Annotated in this window: 10 protein-coding genes, 9 tRNA genes and 4 rRNA genes; all 23 read left to right on the forward strand. The window is 46.2% G+C overall.

Translation table 11 applies throughout. The features are described from left to right. Window positions 1-72: 72 nt before the first annotated feature. The 23 genes from cysK (at window position 73) to NSQ72_RS00555 (ending at window position 17,054) form a co-directional block, all read left to right on the forward strand. Window positions 73-996 carry a cysteine synthase A gene (gene cysK / locus NSQ72_RS00445; protein WP_024425655.1) on the forward strand — a complete coding sequence of 308 codons (924 nt, stop codon included), beginning with the start codon at window positions 73-75 and terminating at the stop codon, window positions 994-996. A gap of 124 nt (window positions 997-1,120) precedes the next feature. Further along, entirely contained in the window at window positions 1,121-2,539 is a 1,419-nt protein-coding gene (locus NSQ72_RS00450) for an anthranilate synthase component I family protein (protein WP_341083022.1), read from the forward strand. A 13-nt stretch (window positions 2,540-2,552) separates the two neighbouring features. Continuing rightward, window positions 2,553-3,146 carry an aminodeoxychorismate/anthranilate synthase component II gene (gene pabA / locus NSQ72_RS00455; protein WP_024425656.1) on the forward strand — a complete coding sequence of 198 codons (594 nt, stop codon included), beginning with the start codon at window positions 2,553-2,555 and terminating at the stop codon, window positions 3,144-3,146. After that, on the forward strand, window positions 3,143-3,991 hold the full coding sequence (gene pabC, locus NSQ72_RS00460; protein ID WP_268474613.1) for an aminodeoxychorismate lyase: 849 nt from the start codon (window positions 3,143-3,145) through the stop codon (window positions 3,989-3,991). Before pabA ends, pabC begins: the two co-directional genes overlap by 4 nt. A 9-nt stretch (window positions 3,992-4,000) precedes the next feature. Beyond that, window positions 4,001-4,858, forward strand: a complete 858-nt coding sequence (gene folP / locus NSQ72_RS00465) for a dihydropteroate synthase (protein WP_058838231.1) — start codon at window positions 4,001-4,003, stop codon at window positions 4,856-4,858. Further along, window positions 4,851-5,213 carry a dihydroneopterin aldolase gene (folB, locus tag NSQ72_RS00470; RefSeq protein WP_024425659.1) on the forward strand — a complete coding sequence of 121 codons (363 nt, stop codon included), beginning with the start codon at window positions 4,851-4,853 and terminating at the stop codon, window positions 5,211-5,213. Before folP ends, folB begins: the two co-directional genes overlap by 8 nt. Continuing rightward, a complete protein-coding gene (folK, locus tag NSQ72_RS00475) occupies window positions 5,210-5,713 on the forward strand; it encodes a 2-amino-4-hydroxy-6-hydroxymethyldihydropteridine diphosphokinase (RefSeq protein WP_039175953.1) in 504 nt (167 codons plus the stop codon). The genes folB and folK overlap by 4 nt, the downstream gene beginning before the upstream one ends. Then, entirely contained in the window at window positions 5,665-5,898 is a 234-nt protein-coding gene (locus NSQ72_RS00480) for a helix-turn-helix domain-containing protein (RefSeq protein ID WP_024425661.1), read from the forward strand. Before folK ends, NSQ72_RS00480 begins: the two co-directional genes overlap by 49 nt. Next, window positions 5,891-6,892, forward strand: coding sequence for a tRNA dihydrouridine synthase DusB (gene dusB / locus NSQ72_RS00485; protein WP_039175955.1), 1,002 nt, complete (start codon window positions 5,891-5,893; stop codon window positions 6,890-6,892). Before NSQ72_RS00480 ends, dusB begins: the two co-directional genes overlap by 8 nt. A gap of 90 nt (window positions 6,893-6,982) precedes the next feature. Further along, a complete protein-coding gene (gene lysS, locus NSQ72_RS00490) occupies window positions 6,983-8,482 on the forward strand; it encodes a lysine--tRNA ligase (RefSeq protein WP_034284259.1) in 1,500 nt (499 codons plus the stop codon). A gap of 344 nt (window positions 8,483-8,826) precedes the next feature. Continuing rightward, window positions 8,827-10,375, forward strand: a 16S ribosomal RNA gene (locus tag NSQ72_RS00495). 182 nt (window positions 10,376-10,557) lie between these two features. Next, a 23S ribosomal RNA gene (locus NSQ72_RS00500) occupies window positions 10,558-13,488 on the forward strand. A 61-nt stretch (window positions 13,489-13,549) separates the two neighbouring features. After that, window positions 13,550-13,665, forward strand: a 5S ribosomal RNA gene (gene rrf, locus NSQ72_RS00505). Window positions 13,666-14,490: 825 nt separating this feature from the next. After that, a tRNA-Val gene (locus NSQ72_RS00510) sits at window positions 14,491-14,566 on the forward strand. 33 nt (window positions 14,567-14,599) lie between these two features. Beyond that, window positions 14,600-14,675: transfer RNA gene (locus tag NSQ72_RS00515), tRNA-Thr, on the forward strand. 37 nt (window positions 14,676-14,712) lie between these two features. Beyond that, window positions 14,713-14,788, forward strand: a tRNA-Lys gene (locus NSQ72_RS00520). Window positions 14,789-14,796: 8 nt separating this feature from the next. Continuing rightward, window positions 14,797-14,879, forward strand: a tRNA-Leu gene (locus NSQ72_RS00525). Window positions 14,880-14,909: 30 nt separating this feature from the next. Next, window positions 14,910-14,981, forward strand: a tRNA-Gly gene (locus NSQ72_RS00530). A gap of 12 nt (window positions 14,982-14,993) precedes the next feature. Beyond that, window positions 14,994-15,079 (forward strand) — tRNA-Leu (locus NSQ72_RS00535). Between the two features lie 10 nt (window positions 15,080-15,089). After that, window positions 15,090-15,166, forward strand: a tRNA-Arg gene (locus NSQ72_RS00540). Window positions 15,167-15,173: 7 nt separating this feature from the next. Further along, window positions 15,174-15,250: transfer RNA gene (locus NSQ72_RS00545), tRNA-Pro, on the forward strand. 8 nt (window positions 15,251-15,258) lie between these two features. Beyond that, window positions 15,259-15,334: transfer RNA gene (locus tag NSQ72_RS00550), tRNA-Ala, on the forward strand. Window positions 15,335-15,505: 171 nt separating this feature from the next. Continuing rightward, a 16S ribosomal RNA gene (locus tag NSQ72_RS00555) occupies window positions 15,506-17,054 on the forward strand. The 16S, 23S and 5S rRNA genes sit together here with 9 tRNA genes alongside, the layout of an rRNA operon. Window positions 17,055-17,166: the final 112 nt, after the last annotated feature.

The raw sequence follows: 17,166 nt of genomic DNA on the forward strand, positions 1-17,166 counted from the left end.
TTGACAAAATTTTTTGAAATTGATAATTTAATATTAATACAATAAAATTACTCGGAGATAGAGGTGTTAGTGATGGCTCGTATTGCAAATTCAGTTTTTGAACTAATAGGAAATACACCAGTCGTTAAATTAAACCGTTTAGTAGATGAAGACAGTGCGGATGTCTACTTGAAACTTGAATATATGAACCCGGGAAGCAGTGTCAAAGATCGTATTGCTTTAGCTATGATCGAAGATGCTGAAGCGAAAGGTACACTAAAAGCCGGCGATACCCTTATTGAACCAACAAGTGGAAACACAGGAATCGGCCTTGCGATGGTAGCGGCTGCTAAAGGAATCAACGCGATTTTGGTTATGCCAGACACAATGAGTCAGGAGCGCCGCAACCTTTTACGCGCTTATGGTGCGGAGCTTGTCTTAACACCAGGTGCAGAGGGAATGAAAGGTGCCATCAAAAAAGCGGAAGAATTGGCAGAAGAGCATGGTTACTTCATGCCTCAGCAATTTAGCAACGAAGCCAATGCGGAGATTCACCGTCGTACAACTGGGAAAGAAATTCTTGAACAGTTTGACGGCGAGCTTGATGCATTTATTGCAGGTGTCGGTACGGGCGGTACGATTACAGGAGCTGGTGAAGTCCTAAAAGAAGCCATCCCATCGATCCAGCTTTATGCGGTAGAGCCGACAGATTCCCCTGTATTATCAGGCGGAAAGCCGGGGCCGCATAAAATTCAAGGAATTGGAGCAGGTTTTGTTCCTTCAATCCTGAACACAGAAATATATGACGGCATCATCCAAGTGAAAAACGAAGATGCATTTGAGCTTGCAAGAAAAGCAGCGAAAGAAGAAGGAATCCTTGGCGGTATTTCTTCCGGAGCAGCTATTTACGCAGCACTTCAAACAGCGAAGAAGCTTGGTAAAGGGAAAAAGGTTCTCGCAATCATCCCAAGTAACGGTGAGCGTTACCTCAGTACACCTCTTTATCAATTCGATTAAACCAATCACCCCAGCATTTGCTGGGGTTTTTTCATGAATTCTGAAGATGGAAAGCAAATACTATTTTCTAAATAAATTGGATTGCATTACAATAAGATTAATGAAAATGAAAAAGGATGATAACATGACACAACGCAGGCCGATGGGCATCAAAATTCCTTTTACGAAAGATGCATTCTTGAAAAGATACGAACAATTAACTGCTCGTGAAACACATCATGTGCTTCTAGAAAGTGCACGCGGCGGTTCATATAGCATTGCTGGTATTCACCCGATCGCTAAAGCGAAGGGGAAAGATGGGATGACGACCATCCATTATCAAGATGAGGTATTGTTCAAAGAAGGTGATCCATTCAGAGCGTTTACAGATTGGTTTCAATTCCTTCAAACCGAAACAAACGACGAATACCCCGACTTCCAAGGTGGAGCGATTGGGTTTTTAAGCTACGATTATGCTAGATACATCGAGCATTTTAAGATGCTGGCAATTGATGATCTTAAAACACCAGACCTTTATTTCCTCGTGTTTAACGATGTTGCAGTTTATGATCATGAAGAGAACGCACTGTGGCTGATTACTCACACAGAGGAAGCAGAACCAATGAGTGAAGCGAATCAAAGGCTGGAAGAATGGAAGCGAAAGTGGACAAGCTCTTTTGAAGAATCAGCACAATCACCTGTCAATGAATCTTCTACAGAATTTGTACCAGCAGCACCTTTTACTGAAGAAACCTTTGGAGAAGCAGTAGAGAAAATTAAGCAATATATCGCAAACGGTGACGTGTTCCAAGTGAACTTATCTATCAGACAAGATGAACAGCTTCACACTCATCCGTATGATTTATACAAAACATTACGTCAAGTGAATCCATCTCCTTATATGTCTTACCTGCATACGCCTGACTTCCAGATTGTTTGTGGTTCTCCAGAGCTGCTTATTAAGAAAAAAGGGACTCAGCTAGAAACAAGACCAATTGCTGGAACAAGATCACGAGGCAAAGACGACGCTGAGGATCAAGCGCTGGCAAAAGAACTGATTGAAAATGAAAAAGAACGCGCAGAGCATGTGATGCTCGTTGACCTTGAGCGGAATGACCTTGGACGAGTATCTACTTATGGATCCGTAAAAGTGAACGAATTTATGGCGATTGAGAAATATTCACACGTGATGCATATTGTATCCAATGTACAAGGAGAGCTGCGTGATGAATGTGACGCGGTAGATGTCATGAGAGCTGTATTCCCAGGTGGAACGATTACAGGTGCTCCAAAAGTGAGAACAATGGAAATCATAGAAGAACTTGAGCCAACAAGACGTGGGCTTTATACTGGATCTATAGGCTGGTTTGGATTCAATCAAGATATGCACTTTAATATCGTTATTCGTACTGCGTATTGTACAGAAGGAAAAGCCTTTATGCAGTCAGGTGCGGGAATCGTCATAGATTCTGTCCCAAAGCACGAATACAAAGAATCCATTAAAAAAGCCTATGCAGTGAAAAAAGCAATACAGTTGAGCAAAGAAGAGACTATTTTGAGTTAGAGGTGAGCAGAGTATGATTTTAATGATTGATAATTATGATTCATTTACGTACAACCTGGTCCAGTATTTAGGTGAGCTTGGAGAAGAATTGATCGTGAAACGGAATGATCAAGTGACCATTCAGGAAATTGAAGAGCTCAAGCCGGATTTTCTCATGATTTCCCCAGGGCCATGCAGTCCTGATGAAGCGGGAATTAGTATGGAGGCGATCAAGCACTTTGCAGGAAGTATTCCGATCTTCGGTGTGTGTTTAGGCCACCAATCCATCGCACAAGTCTTTGGCGGGGATGTTGTTCGAGCAGAGCGCTTAATGCACGGTAAAACGTCAGAGATTAAACATGACGGAAAAGGTGTCTTCACAGGACTTCAAAATCCGCTCGTTGCAACAAGATATCATTCATTAATTGTCAAAAACGAGACGCTGCCAGAGTGCTTTGACGCAACAGCCAGCACAAAGGAAGGCGAGCTCATGGCGATTCGCCATAAAGAATTGCCGATTGAAAGTGTGCAATTCCATCCTGAATCAATTATGACGTCCTTCGGAAAAGAAATGCTGAAAAATTTCATTGAAACCTATCGTAAAAAGGGGCATGAAGTAAACGCATGATCATTTATCTGAACGGTCAGTATATAGAGGAGAAAGACGCGACTCTTTCTCCTTTTGATCATGGTTTTCTATATGGCATCGGTGTATTCGAAACATTTACCAGCCTGGCAGGACAAGTCTTCCTGTTGGATTGGCATCTTGAAAGGCTCAATCAATCATTACGTGACCTTTGCATCGAATCCACAATAGAGAAACCATTTGTACTCGACATCATTCATACCTTACTGAATAAAAACCAAATAGCCTGCGGCCATGCGAGAATTCGCTTGAATGTTTCTGCGGGCAGAGGAAACGGATTCTCTGCAGATCCTTATGAAGAGCCTGTCGTTTTTGTCATGATCTCTCCTTTCCGTCCAGAATCTATTTTGGATGAGAAAAAGGGAGTCATTCTTCAAACGAGAAGAAATACACCGGAAGGCCCAAGACGCCTCAAGTCTCATCATTATATGAACAACTTGCTCGCTAAAAGGGAAGTGGGGAATGACCCGTCGTTAGAAGGCATCTTTTTAACAAAAGAAGATGATGTGGCAGAAGGCATTACCTCGAATATCTTTTGGCGAAAAGATGATGTGATCTATACACCGTCACTTGATACAGGCATTTTAAATGGGGTCACTCGTCGATACTGTATGGAAACGCTCCGCGCTATGGAGGCTTCGCTAAAGGAAGGGCGATACCCAGTCTCACATTTGCTTTCTGCTGATGAGGCATGGATGACCAATTCTGTTCAGGGAGTTGTACCGTTCAGAGGAATAGGAGAAATCCACTTTCCCAAAAACAGCCGGACAATTTCAACAAAGTTAAGAATGCAATACACTAAAGAACGTCAAGACCATAAAGAGTAGGTGGACACAATGACACAACAATTGATAAAACAGCCTAAAATCATACAGGCCAAGCACCATACCCTTAGTTATGAAGAAAAGACATTAGTCATGGGCATTTTAAATGTCACACCTGACTCTTTTTCAGATGGAGGAAAGTTTAATCAAGTAGATAAAGCGCTGGCTCATGCAGCGCAGCTGATAGAAGACGGGGCACATATTATCGATATTGGCGGAGAATCGACTCGTCCGGGAGCGGCACTTGTCTCGGAAGAAGAGGAGCTTTCAAGAGTCATTCCGGTCATTGAGAAGATTACAAAAGAATTAGATGTACCTATCTCTATTGATACGTATAAAGCCCGTGTTGCAGATGAAGCGGTGAAAGCTGGAGCCTCCATTATTAATGATGTATGGGGAGCAAAGGCAGATCCCCAAATGGCACATGTGGCAGCGAAGCACAATGTTCCAATCATTTTAATGCACAATCGGCCAGAACGAAACTACACACATCTGATTTCAGATATGATCGCCGATTTGAAAGAAAGTGTCCAAATTGCCCAGCAAGCGGGTGTCAGCGATGACATGATCATATTAGATCCTGGTGTAGGATTTGCGAAAAATAAAGAGGACAACCTGAAGGTCATGAATGAACTTGAACATTTTTGTCACCTTGGGTATCCACTGCTGCTGGCTACATCTCGAAAACGATTCATTGGTGCTGTCTTAGACCTGCCGCCTGAAGAACGTACTGAAGGAACAGGTGCGACGGTCTGTCTTGGGATTCAAAAGGGCAGTGCGATGGTCCGTGTACATGATGTAAAAGAAATTGCAAGAATGGCAAAAATGATGGATGCCATGCTGAATAAGGGAGGCGCTTATCATCGATAAAGTATATGTAAACGGAATGGAATTTTACGGGTACCACGGCGTATTTGCAGAAGAAAACAAACTAGGGCAGCGATTCCGCGTGGACTTAACAGCTTCACTTGATTTAAGTAAAGCCGGACAAACTGATGACCTCAATGAGACGATCAACTATGCAGAGCTCTACCAAATCTGCAAAAGCATCGTAGAAGGTGAGCCGGTCAATCTCGTTGAAACACTGACAGAAAGAATTGCAAACCAAGTGTTAAAGGACTTTCCGACAGTCCAGGAATGTACAGTGAAGGTGATCAAGCCAGATCCGCCAATTCCAGGTCACTATCAGTCCGTTGCAATTGAAATGACGAGATCACGCACATGAATAACACGGCATACATCGCATTAGGCTCAAACATAGGTAAAAAAGAAACCTATTTAAAAGAAGCCGTTAAAAAACTGCATGAACATCCAGAGGTACAAGTGGAATTAATCTCATCAATATATGAAACAACACCTGTAGGCTATGAAAACCAAGATGACTTTTTAAATATGGCCGTGAAAATTACCACTTCACTTCGTCCAGAGGAACTACTGTCTCTTACTCAGACAATCGAGCAAGAGTTAGGCAGAACAAGAGAAGTGAGGTGGGGGCCGCGAACGGCTGACCTTGACATTTTACTTTATAATCGTGAAAATATTGAAACAGAACAACTTGTAGTGCCGCATCCTAGAATGTACGAACGTTTATTCGTTCTTGTTCCGATGAGTGAGATTTGCCCAGAAATCGGCGAAGTACAAATAAATGCCGTAACAGACCAAGAAGGTGTAAGCATATGGAAAAAGACATGTGGGGTAGAAGAATTCGTGCATACCGAAAGCTAAAAGGGTATACTCAGGAAGGGTTCGCGAAAAGACTGGGCATCTCTGTCTCTGTCTTAGGAGAAATTGAGCGAGGCAATCGATTACCAACAAACCAATTGGTTGGTCAAATAGCAGATGCTTTAAATATAACGGTGGAAGAACTTTCGCCAATCCTTGAAGAAGAAAGGAGGGGGAAAAATGTTTAAAATCGGAGATATCGAGATTAAAAACAAAGTAGTGCTCGCGCCGATGGCTGGTGTGTGCAACTCTGCCTTCAGACTGACGGTGAAAGAGTTTGGAGCGGGCTTAGTCTGCGCTGAAATGGTCAGTGACAAAGCGATCCTGATCAACAATGCAAGAACAATGGGTATGCTATACATTGATGAACGGGAAAAGCCTTTGAGCCTTCAGATATTTGGAGGGGAAAAAGACACACTCGTCGAAGCGGCAAAGTTTGTAGACAAGAATACCACAGCGGATATTATTGATATCAACATGGGCTGTCCTGTGCCGAAGATTACGAAATGTGATGCAGGAGCGAAATGGCTGCTTGATCCAAACAAAATTTATGAAATGGTCTCTGCTGTTGTAGATGCTGTAGACAAACCAGTTACAGTGAAAATGAGAATGGGCTGGGACGAAGACCATATCTTTGCTATTGATAATGCCCGTGCTGTTGAACGAGCAGGTGGACAAGCGGTTGCGCTTCACGGACGGACACGCGTGCAAATGTACGAAGGAACAGCGAATTGGGATATCATGAAAGAGGTTAAACAATCTGTATCCATTCCTGTCATCGGCAATGGCGATGTCAAAACCCCTCAAGATGCAAAACGTATGCTTGATGAAACGGGTGTGGACGCTGTCATGATCGGAAGAGCCGCACTAGGAAACCCGTGGATGATCTATCGAACGGTTCATTATTTAGAAACGGGTGAACTGAAAGAAGAGCCAAACGTGCGTGAGAAAATGTCAGTGTGCAAACTTCACTTAGACAGACTCATTGACCTGAAAGGCGAGCATGTGGCTGTCAGAGAAATGAGAAAGCACGCAGCATGGTACTTAAAAGGTGTCCGAGGCAATGCGGACGTAAGAAATCAAATCAATCAAAGTGAAACGAGAGCGGAGCTTGTACAAGTTCTTGATGACTTTACGATCGAAGCCGAGGCAAAAGAGCTTCAAAGTATAAAAGTAGGATAAGACTATCTTTCTTTTTGTAGCTCACTGCTAGTGCATGTACTGGCAGTTTTTCTGCTTTTCTCTGCAAAATACATTATTGGAGTGATATAAATGAGTAATGAAGGGCTTAATAACGAAGAATTAAATGACCAATTCCAGGTCAGACGTGACAAAATGAATAAAATGAGAGAAGAGGGTATCGATCCATTCGGTGAACGATATGACCGTTCTCATCAATCTGCGCAAATTATCGCTGAATATGACGAGTTTTCTAAAGAAGACTTAGAAGGAAAAGCGGCTCAAGTAACAATCGCTGGACGTATGATGACAAAGCGCGGAAAAGGAAAAGCTGGCTTTGCACATATTCAAGACCTAGAAGGACAAATTCAAATCTATGTTCGTAAAGATAGTGTAGGGGAAGAAGCTTACGAATTATTCAAAAGCTCAGACCTAGGCGATATCATCGGTGTAACAGGGACTGTTTTTAAAACAAACGTAGGAGAACTTTCTATTAAAGCGACCAGCTTTGAGGTTCTTACGAAAGCACTTCGCCCGCTTCCTGATAAGTATCATGGATTAAAAGATGTTGAACAACGCTATCGTCAGCGCTACCTTGACCTCATTGTAAATCCAGAAAGTAAGCAGACGTTCATCATGCGAAGCAAAATCATTCAATCCATGAGAAGATACTTAGATTCTAAAGGATACTTAGAAGTTGAAACACCAACAATGCACAGCATCCCTGGTGGTGCATCAGCGCGTCCATTCATTACTCATCACAATGCACTTGATATGCCGCTTTATATGCGTATTGCGATCGAGCTGCACTTAAAACGCCTAATTGTCGGTGGTCTAGAGAAAGTATACGAGATTGGCCGCGTATTCCGTAACGAAGGTGTATCGACTCGTCACAACCCAGAATTCACTATGATCGAGCTGTATGAAGCATACGCAGACTACAAAGACATCATGAATCTTACTGAAAACCTGATTGCTCATATTGCCCAAGAGGTGCTAGGAACAACAACCATTCAATATGGAGAAGATGAAATTGATCTCAAACCTGAATGGAAGAGACTTCATATGGTTGAAGCGGTCAAAGAAGCAACAGGTGTAGACTTCTGGCAGGAGATGTCTGTAGAAGAAGCAAAACAGCATGCTGCTGATCATGGTGTTGAAATCACGAAAAATATGACAGTAGGTCATATTATCAATGAGTTCTTCGAGCAAAAAGTAGAAGAAACATTGGTTCAGCCTACATTCATTTACGGACATCCAGTGGAGATTTCTCCGTTAGCTAAGAAAAATCCTGAAGACCCTCGCTTTACTGATCGCTTTGAGCTGTTTATCGTACGCCGCGAGCATGCAAATGCATTCACAGAGCTAAACGATCCAATCGATCAAAGAGAACGCTTTGAAGCTCAATTAAAAGAACGTGAAGAAGGAAACGACGAAGCGCATCTAATGGATGACGATTTTGTTGAAGCATTAGAATACGGTATGCCTCCAACAGGTGGTCTAGGAATCGGAATCGACCGATTAATCATGCTTTTAACAAATTCTCCATCAATCAGAGATGTACTGCTTTTCCCACAAATGAGAAACCGCTAATACATCAACCAAAGCGCCATTTTATCTATGGCGCTTTTTATTTTTCATAAAATGAAACTTTTTTTAAAAAAACTATTGCAAGGAAAGAATCCAGATGGTATATTATTATTCGTTGCCGCAAAACAGCAACGAGGTTAAAAAAAGAAATTGAAAAAAGTTCTTGACTTTAACTGATGCAAAATGGTAAGATATTAAAGTCGCTTACGAGCGATAACGAAAATGATCTTTGAAAACTAAACAAGACAAAACGTACCTGTTAATTCGAGTTTTTATAAAAAAATCCTATGATACTTCATAGGTAGTCAGTCAAACGCTGACGAAAAACAAAACTTCGGTTTTGTACTTTTTCGGAGAGTTTGATCCTGGCTCAGGACGAACGCTGGCGGCGTGCCTAATACATGCAAGTCGAGCGGACAGAAGGGAGCTTGCTCCCGGATGTTAGCGGCGGACGGGTGAGTAACACGTGGGTAACCTGCCTGTAAGACTGGGATAACTCCGGGAAACCGGAGCTAATACCGGATAGTTCCTTGAACCGCATGGTTCAAGGATGAAAGACGGTTTCGGCTGTCACTTACAGATGGACCCGCGGCGCATTAGCTAGTTGGTGAGGTAATGGCTCACCAAGGCGACGATGCGTAGCCGACCTGAGAGGGTGATCGGCCACACTGGGACTGAGACACGGCCCAGACTCCTACGGGAGGCAGCAGTAGGGAATCTTCCGCAATGGACGAAAGTCTGACGGAGCAACGCCGCGTGAGTGATGAAGGTTTTCGGATCGTAAAGCTCTGTTGTTAGGGAAGAACAAGTGCGAGAGTAACTGCTCGCACCTTGACGGTACCTAACCAGAAAGCCACGGCTAACTACGTGCCAGCAGCCGCGGTAATACGTAGGTGGCAAGCGTTGTCCGGAATTATTGGGCGTAAAGGGCTCGCAGGCGGTTTCTTAAGTCTGATGTGAAAGCCCCCGGCTCAACCGGGGAGGGTCATTGGAAACTGGGAAACTTGAGTGCAGAAGAGGAGAGTGGAATTCCACGTGTAGCGGTGAAATGCGTAGAGATGTGGAGGAACACCAGTGGCGAAGGCGACTCTCTGGTCTGTAACTGACGCTGAGGAGCGAAAGCGTGGGGAGCGAACAGGATTAGATACCCTGGTAGTCCACGCCGTAAACGATGAGTGCTAAGTGTTAGGGGGTTTCCGCCCCTTAGTGCTGCAGCTAACGCATTAAGCACTCCGCCTGGGGAGTACGGTCGCAAGACTGAAACTCAAAGGAATTGACGGGGGCCCGCACAAGCGGTGGAGCATGTGGTTTAATTCGAAGCAACGCGAAGAACCTTACCAGGTCTTGACATCCTCTGACAACCCTAGAGATAGGGCTTTCCCTTCGGGGACAGAGTGACAGGTGGTGCATGGTTGTCGTCAGCTCGTGTCGTGAGATGTTGGGTTAAGTCCCGCAACGAGCGCAACCCTTGATCTTAGTTGCCAGCATTCAGTTGGGCACTCTAAGGTGACTGCCGGTGACAAACCGGAGGAAGGTGGGGATGACGTCAAATCATCATGCCCCTTATGACCTGGGCTACACACGTGCTACAATGGACAGAACAAAGGGCTGCAAGACCGCAAGGTTTAGCCAATCCCATAAATCTGTTCTCAGTTCGGATCGCAGTCTGCAACTCGACTGCGTGAAGCTGGAATCGCTAGTAATCGCGGATCAGCATGCCGCGGTGAATACGTTCCCGGGCCTTGTACACACCGCCCGTCACACCACGAGAGTTTGCAACACCCGAAGTCGGTGAGGTAACCTTTATGGAGCCAGCCGCCGAAGGTGGGGCAGATGATTGGGGTGAAGTCGTAACAAGGTAGCCGTATCGGAAGGTGCGGCTGGATCACCTCCTTTCTAAGGATATATGGAGCAGCGTGCGTTTTCGTCTTGTTTAGTTTTGAAGGATCATTCCTTCAAAACATGTCTCTAGCGAGACAGGATTGTTCTTTGAAAACTAGATAACAATAAGTAATACATTCACATTGAATGCAATGCAAAGTTCATCACACATAGTGATTCTTTCTAAAGTAAGAAATGGTTAAGTTAGAAAGGGCGCACGGTGGATGCCTTGGCACTAGGAGCCGATGAAGGACGGGACGAACACCGATATGCTTCGGGGAGCTGTAAGCAAGCTTTGATCCGGAGATTTCCGAATGGGGAAACCCACTGCTCGTAATGGAGTAGTATCCATACTTGAATACATAGAGTATGAGAAGGCATACCCGGGGAACTGAAACATCTAAGTACCCGGAGGAAGAGAAAGCAAATGCGATTCCCTGAGTAGCGGCGAGCGAAACGGGAACAGCCCAAACCAAGAGGCTTGCCTCTTGGGGTTGTAGGACACTCTATACGGAGTTACAAAGGAACGATATAAGCGAAGAGGTCTGGAAAGGCCCGCCAAAGAAGGTAACAGCCCTGTAACTGAAATGTTGTTCTCTCCAGAGTGGATCCTGAGTACGGCGGAACACGTGAAATTCCGTCGGAATCCGGGAGGACCATCTCCCAAGGCTAAATACTCCCTAGTGACCGATAGTGAACCAGTACCGTGAGGGAAAGGTGAAAAGCACCCCGGAAGGGGAGTGAAATAGATCCTGAAACCGTGTGCCTACAAGTAGTCAGAGCCCGTTAACGGGTGATGGCGTGCCTTTTGTAGAATGAACCGGCGAGTTACGATCCCGTGCAAGGTTAAGCAGAAGATGCGGAGCCGCAGCGAAAGCGAGTCTGAATAGGGCGCATGAGTACGTGGTCGTAGACCCGAAACCAGGTGATCTACCCATGTCCAGGGTGAAGTTCAGGTAACACTGAATGGAGGCCCGAACCCACGCACGTTGAAAAGTGCGGGGATGAGGTGTGGGTAGGGGTGAAATGCCAATCGAACCTGGAGATAGCTGGTTCTCTCCGAAATAGCTTTAGGGCTAGCCTCAAGGTAAGAGTCTCGGAGGTAGAGCACTGATTGGACTAGGGGCCCCTACCGGGTTACCGAATTCAGTCAAACTCCGAATGCCGATGACTTATCCTTGGGAGTCAGACTGCGAGTGATAAGATCCGTAGTCGAAAGGGAAACAGCCCAGACCGCCAGCTAAGGTCCCAAAGTATACGTTAAGTGGAAAAGGATGTGGAGTTGCTTAGACAACCAGGATGTTGGCTTAGAAGCAGCCACCATTTAAAGAGTGCGTAATAGCTCACTGGTCGAGTGACTCTGCGCCGAAAATGTACCGGGGCTAAACGTATCACCGAAGCTGCGGACTGTTCTTACGAACAGTGGTAGGAGAGCGTTCTAAGGGCTGTGAAGCCAGACCGGAAGGACTGGTGGAGCGCTTAGAAGTGAGAATGCCGGTATGAGTAGCGAAAGACGGGTGAGAATCCCGTCCACCGAATGCCTAAGGTTTCCTGAGGAAGGCTCGTCCGCTCAGGGTTAGTCGGGACCTAAGCCGAGGCCGAAAGGCGTAGGCGATGGACAACAGGTTGATATTCCTGTACCACCTCCTCACCATTTGAGCAATGGGGGGACGCAGGAGGATAGGGTAAGCGCGGTATTGGATATCCGCGTCCAAGCAGTTAGGCTGGGAAATAGGCAAATCCGTTTCCCGTAAAGGCTGAGCTGTGATGGCGAGCGAAATTTAGTAGCGAAGTTCCTGATTCCACACTGCCAAGAAAAGCCTCTAGCGAGGTGAGAGGTGCCCGTACCGCAAACCGACACAGGTAGGCGAGGAGAGAATCCTAAGGTGATCGAGAGAACTCTCGTTAAGGAACTCGGCAAAATGACCCCGTAACTTCGGGAGAAGGGGTGCTTCTTAGGGTGTTAAAGCCCCGAGAAGCCGCAGTGAATAGGCCCAGGCGACTGTTTAGCAAAAACACAGGTCTCTGCGAAGCCGTAAGGCGAAGTATAGGGGCTGACGCCTGCCCGGTGCTGGAAGGTTAAGAGGAGCGCTTAGCGTAAGCGAAGGTGCGAATTGAAGCCCCAGTAAACGGCGGCCGTAACTATAACGGTCCTAAGGTAGCGAAATTCCTTGTCGGGTAAGTTCCGACCCGCACGAAAGGCGCAACGATCTGGGCACTGTCTCAACGAGAGACTCGGTGAAATTATAGTACCTGTGAAGATGCAGGTTACCCGCGACAGGACGGAAAGACCCCGTGGAGCTTTACTGCAGCCTGATATTGAATGTTGGTACAGCTTGTACAGGATAGGTAGGAGCCTTGGAAACCGGAGCGCTAGCTTCGGTGGAGGCATCGGTGGGATACTACCCTGGCTGTATTGACCTTCTAACCCGCTGCCCTTATCGGGCAGGGAGACAGTGTCAGGTGGGCAGTTTGACTGGGGCGGTCGCCTCCTAAAATGTAACGGAGGCGCCCAAAGGTTCCCTCAGAATGGTTGGAAATCATTCGCAGAGTGTAAAGGCACAAGGGAGCTTGACTGCGAGACCTACAAGTCGAGCAGGGACGAAAGTCGGGCTTAGTGATCCGGTGGTTCCGCATGGAAGGGCCATCGCTCAACGGATAAAAGCTACCCCGGGGATAACAGGCTTATCTCCCCCAAGAGTCCACATCGACGGGGAGGTTTGGCACCTCGATGTCGGCTCATCGCATCCTGGGGCTGTAGTCGGTCCCAAGGGTTGGGCTGTTCGCCCATTAAAGCGGTACGCGAGCTGGGTTCAGAACGTCGTGAGACAGTTCGGTCCCTATCCGTCGCGGGCGCAGGAAATTTGAGAGGAGCTGTCCTTAGTACGAGAGGACCGGGATGGACGCACCGCTGGTGTACCAGTTGTTCTGCCAAGGGCATCGCTGGGTAGCTATGTGCGGACGGGATAAGTGCTGAAAGCATCTAAGCATGAAGCCCCCCTCAAGATGAGATTTCCCATTCCGCAAGGAAGTAAGATCCCTGAAAGATGATCAGGTTGATAGGTCTGAGGTGGAAGCGTGGTGACACGTGGAGCTGACAGATACTAATAGATCGAGGACTTAACCTATATTCATTTGTGAAGCATGAACATTGTTATCTAGTTTTGAGAGAACATTCTCTCCATCAGGTTTGGTGGCGATAGCGAAGAGGTCACACCCGTTCCCATACCGAACACGGAAGTTAAGCTCTTCAGCGCCGATGGTAGTTGGGGGTTTCCCCCTGTGAGAGTAGGACGCCGCCAAGCTTCTATCAGGATCAGTTCCATTTGGAACTGGTCTTTTTTGTGTTTTTGAATGACTTGCTTCTATTTAATAGGTTGTTAAAGTAAAAATACGTTATTCCCTCGTTTGATTGCTACATAAATCAAACTTTATGCTCCTTCAATTTAACATGTCGGTCATCATATGAACCGGCAGCTCAAATCATCAAGGGCATCACTAAAAGCATAGAAAACCTCAACTTGGGCTAAATAGATATAGAAAGGCGATGTATAGAGCCACTAAATAGAAAGACCTCATCCCGAAGGGGTTGGTCAGCCATTGTTGAATTTTCAATTTAAAAAGATAGAAGAAATGAAAGAAACAATACTCATTTTATTTCTTCTGCTAAAATTTTATATCGATGATAAAGCTGTTGAATAATTGAAGCAGCAGAAAAAATGATGTGAAACGATTTGTTGAAAAATAGTAAAGACCAGCAACAATTTCACACTTTTTTATGGAAAAAGATTTATCAGAAAAATAAAATAATAACAAAACTTCTTATTTGAATTTTTTTATTCAGAGATATATGAAATAAAACAAGGGTATAGAAGCTTCAAAATTGCTGTTTCCACAGTGATAAAGCCTTATTAGTACTCTTTTTAACAAAAAAACATAAAAAAATGAAAAAAAGGCTTTTAAAATGATGAGACAAGTGGTAAACTTCTTTAGGTGCCTTAACGAAAAGATGAAAAAAACAGCTTTAAAATAAATTCAAAAATTATTTTAAAAAAGTCTTTACAAACAATATCTTATCGTTATATAATACTATTTGTCAGATCGAGAGACACTTCGAAACGACACAATATGGAGGATTAGCTCAGCTGGGAGAGCATCTGCCTTACAAGCAGAGGGTCGGCGGTTCGAGCCCGTCATCCTCCACCATATTTATTCTTACATAATGTTAGGATAGATAAAGCCGGTGTAGCTCAACTGGTAGAGCAACTGACTTGTAATCAGTAGGTTGGGGGTTCAAGTCCTCTTGCCGGCACCACTTTCATATGGTAAGATAGACAAGTCGCTTTTAAAGCGAGCCATTAGCTCAGTTGGTAGAGCATCTGACTTTTAATCAGAGGGTCGAAGGTTCGAGTCCTTCATGGCTCACCATGTTTCATGCGGGTGTGGCGGAATTGGCAGACGCGCTAGACTTAGGATCTAGTGTCTTTATGACGTGGGGGTTCAAGTCCCTTCACCCGCATTGCCAAATAAAATAAAGAAATCCTGTAATGCGGAAGTAGTTCAGTGGTAGAACACCACCTTGCCAAGGTGGGGGTCGCGGGTTCGAATCCCGTCTTCCGCTTATACCATCCACGCCGGGGTGGTGGAATTGGCAGACACACAGGACTTAAAATCCTGCGGTAGGTGACTACCGTGCCGGTTCAAGTCCGGCCCTCGGCATTATAAATAAGCGCCCGTAGCTCAATTGGATAGAGCGTTTGACTACGGATCAAAAGGTTAGGGGTTCGACTCCTCTCGGGCGCGCCATTAAGATCGGGAAGTAGCTCAGCTTGGTAGAGCACTTGGTTTGGGACCAAGGGGTCGCAGGTTCGAATCCTGTCTTCCCGACCATCTTTTATGGGGCCTTAGCTCAGCTGGGAGAGCGCCTGCCTTGCACGCAGGAGGTCAGCGGTTCGATCCCGCTAGGCTCCACCAATATGATCTTTGAAAACTAAACAAGACAAAACGTACCTGTTAATTCGAGTTTTTATAAAAAATCCTATGATACTTCATAGGTAGTCAGTCAAACGCTGACGAGGCAGGAAATGATCACATGCTAAGTTCGCTACATCGTGTAGCAACGCATGTGTGATATGCATCCTGCATACCTCGGAGAGTTTGATCCTGGCTCAGGACGAACGCTGGCGGCGTGCCTAATACATGCAAGTCGAGCGGACAGAAGGGAGCTTGCTCCCGGATGTTAGCGGCGGACGGGTGAGTAACACGTGGGTAACCTGCCTGTAAGACTGGGATAACTCCGGGAAACCGGAGCTAATACCGGATAGTTCCTTGAACCGCATGGTTCAAGGATGAAAGACGGTTTCGGCTGTCACTTACAGATGGACCCGCGGCGCATTAGCTAGTTGGTGAGGTAATGGCTCACCAAGGCGACGATGCGTAGCCGACCTGAGAGGGTGATCGGCCACACTGGGACTGAGACACGGCCCAGACTCCTACGGGAGGCAGCAGTAGGGAATCTTCCGCAATGGACGAAAGTCTGACGGAGCAACGCCGCGTGAGTGATGAAGGTTTTCGGATCGTAAAGCTCTGTTGTTAGGGAAGAACAAGTGCGAGAGTAACTGCTCGCACCTTGACGGTACCTAACCAGAAAGCCACGGCTAACTACGTGCCAGCAGCCGCGGTAATACGTAGGTGGCAAGCGTTGTCCGGAATTATTGGGCGTAAAGGGCTCGCAGGCGGTTTCTTAAGTCTGATGTGAAAGCCCCCGGCTCAACCGGGGAGGGTCATTGGAAACTGGGAAACTTGAGTGCAGAAGAGGAGAGTGGAATTCCACGTGTAGCGGTGAAATGCGTAGAGATGTGGAGGAACACCAGTGGCGAAGGCGACTCTCTGGTCTGTAACTGACGCTGAGGAGCGAAAGCGTGGGGAGCGAACAGGATTAGATACCCTGGTAGTCCACGCCGTAAACGATGAGTGCTAAGTGTTAGGGGGTTTCCGCCCCTTAGTGCTGCAGCTAACGCATTAAGCACTCCGCCTGGGGAGTACGGTCGCAAGACTGAAACTCAAAGGAATTGACGGGGGCCCGCACAAGCGGTGGAGCATGTGGTTTAATTCGAAGCAACGCGAAGAACCTTACCAGGTCTTGACATCCTCTGACAACCCTAGAGATAGGGCTTTCCCTTCGGGGACAGAGTGACAGGTGGTGCATGGTTGTCGTCAGCTCGTGTCGTGAGATGTTGGGTTAAGTCCCGCAACGAGCGCAACCCTTGATCTTAGTTGCCAGCATTCAGTTGGGCACTCTAAGGTGACTGCCGGTGACAAACCGGAGGAAGGTGGGGATGACGTCAAATCATCATGCCCCTTATGACCTGGGCTACACACGTGCTACAATGGACAGAACAAAGGGCTGCAAGACCGCAAGGTTTAGCCAATCCCATAAATCTGTTCTCAGTTCGGATCGCAGTCTGCAACTCGACTGCGTGAAGCTGGAATCGCTAGTAATCGCGGATCAGCATGCCGCGGTGAATACGTTCCCGGGCCTTGTACACACCGCCCGTCACACCACGAGAGTTTGCAACACCCGAAGTCGGTGAGGTAACCTTTATGGAGCCAGCCGCCGAAGGTGGGGCAGATGATTGGGGTGAAGTCGTAACAAGGTAGCCGTATCGGAAGGTGCGGCTGGATCACCTCCTTTCTAAGGATATATGGAGCAGCGTACGTTTTCGTCTTGTTTAGTTTTGAAGGATCATTCCTTCAAAACATGTCTCTATCGAGACAGGATTGTTCTTTGAAAACTAGATAACAAT

Origin of the sequence: Bacillus sp. FSL R5-0659 (assembly GCF_038008785.1) — a bacterium.
Lineage (GTDB): Bacteria > Bacillota > Bacilli > Bacillales > Bacillaceae > Bacillus > Bacillus safensis.

What these genes read in the sequence shown, in the direction of transcription:
- cysK (WP_024425655.1), top strand. Translation starts at nt 73, where the DNA reads ATGGCTCGTATTGCAAATTCAGTTTTTGAACTAATAGGAAATACACCA.
- NSQ72_RS00450 (WP_341083022.1), top strand. Translation starts at nt 1,121, where the DNA reads ATGACACAACGCAGGCCGATGGGCATCAAAATTCCTTTTACGAAAGAT.
- pabA (WP_024425656.1), top strand. Translation starts at nt 2,553, where the DNA reads ATGATTTTAATGATTGATAATTATGATTCATTTACGTACAACCTGGTC.
- pabC (WP_268474613.1), top strand. Translation starts at nt 3,143, where the DNA reads ATGATCATTTATCTGAACGGTCAGTATATAGAGGAGAAAGACGCGACT.
- folP (WP_058838231.1), top strand. Translation starts at nt 4,001, where the DNA reads ATGACACAACAATTGATAAAACAGCCTAAAATCATACAGGCCAAGCAC.
- folK (WP_039175953.1), top strand. Translation starts at nt 5,210, where the DNA reads ATGAATAACACGGCATACATCGCATTAGGCTCAAACATAGGTAAAAAA.
- NSQ72_RS00480 (WP_024425661.1), top strand. Translation starts at nt 5,665, where the DNA reads ATGGAAAAAGACATGTGGGGTAGAAGAATTCGTGCATACCGAAAGCTA.
- dusB (WP_039175955.1), top strand. Translation starts at nt 5,891, where the DNA reads ATGTTTAAAATCGGAGATATCGAGATTAAAAACAAAGTAGTGCTCGCG.
- lysS (WP_034284259.1), top strand. Translation starts at nt 6,983, where the DNA reads ATGAGTAATGAAGGGCTTAATAACGAAGAATTAAATGACCAATTCCAG.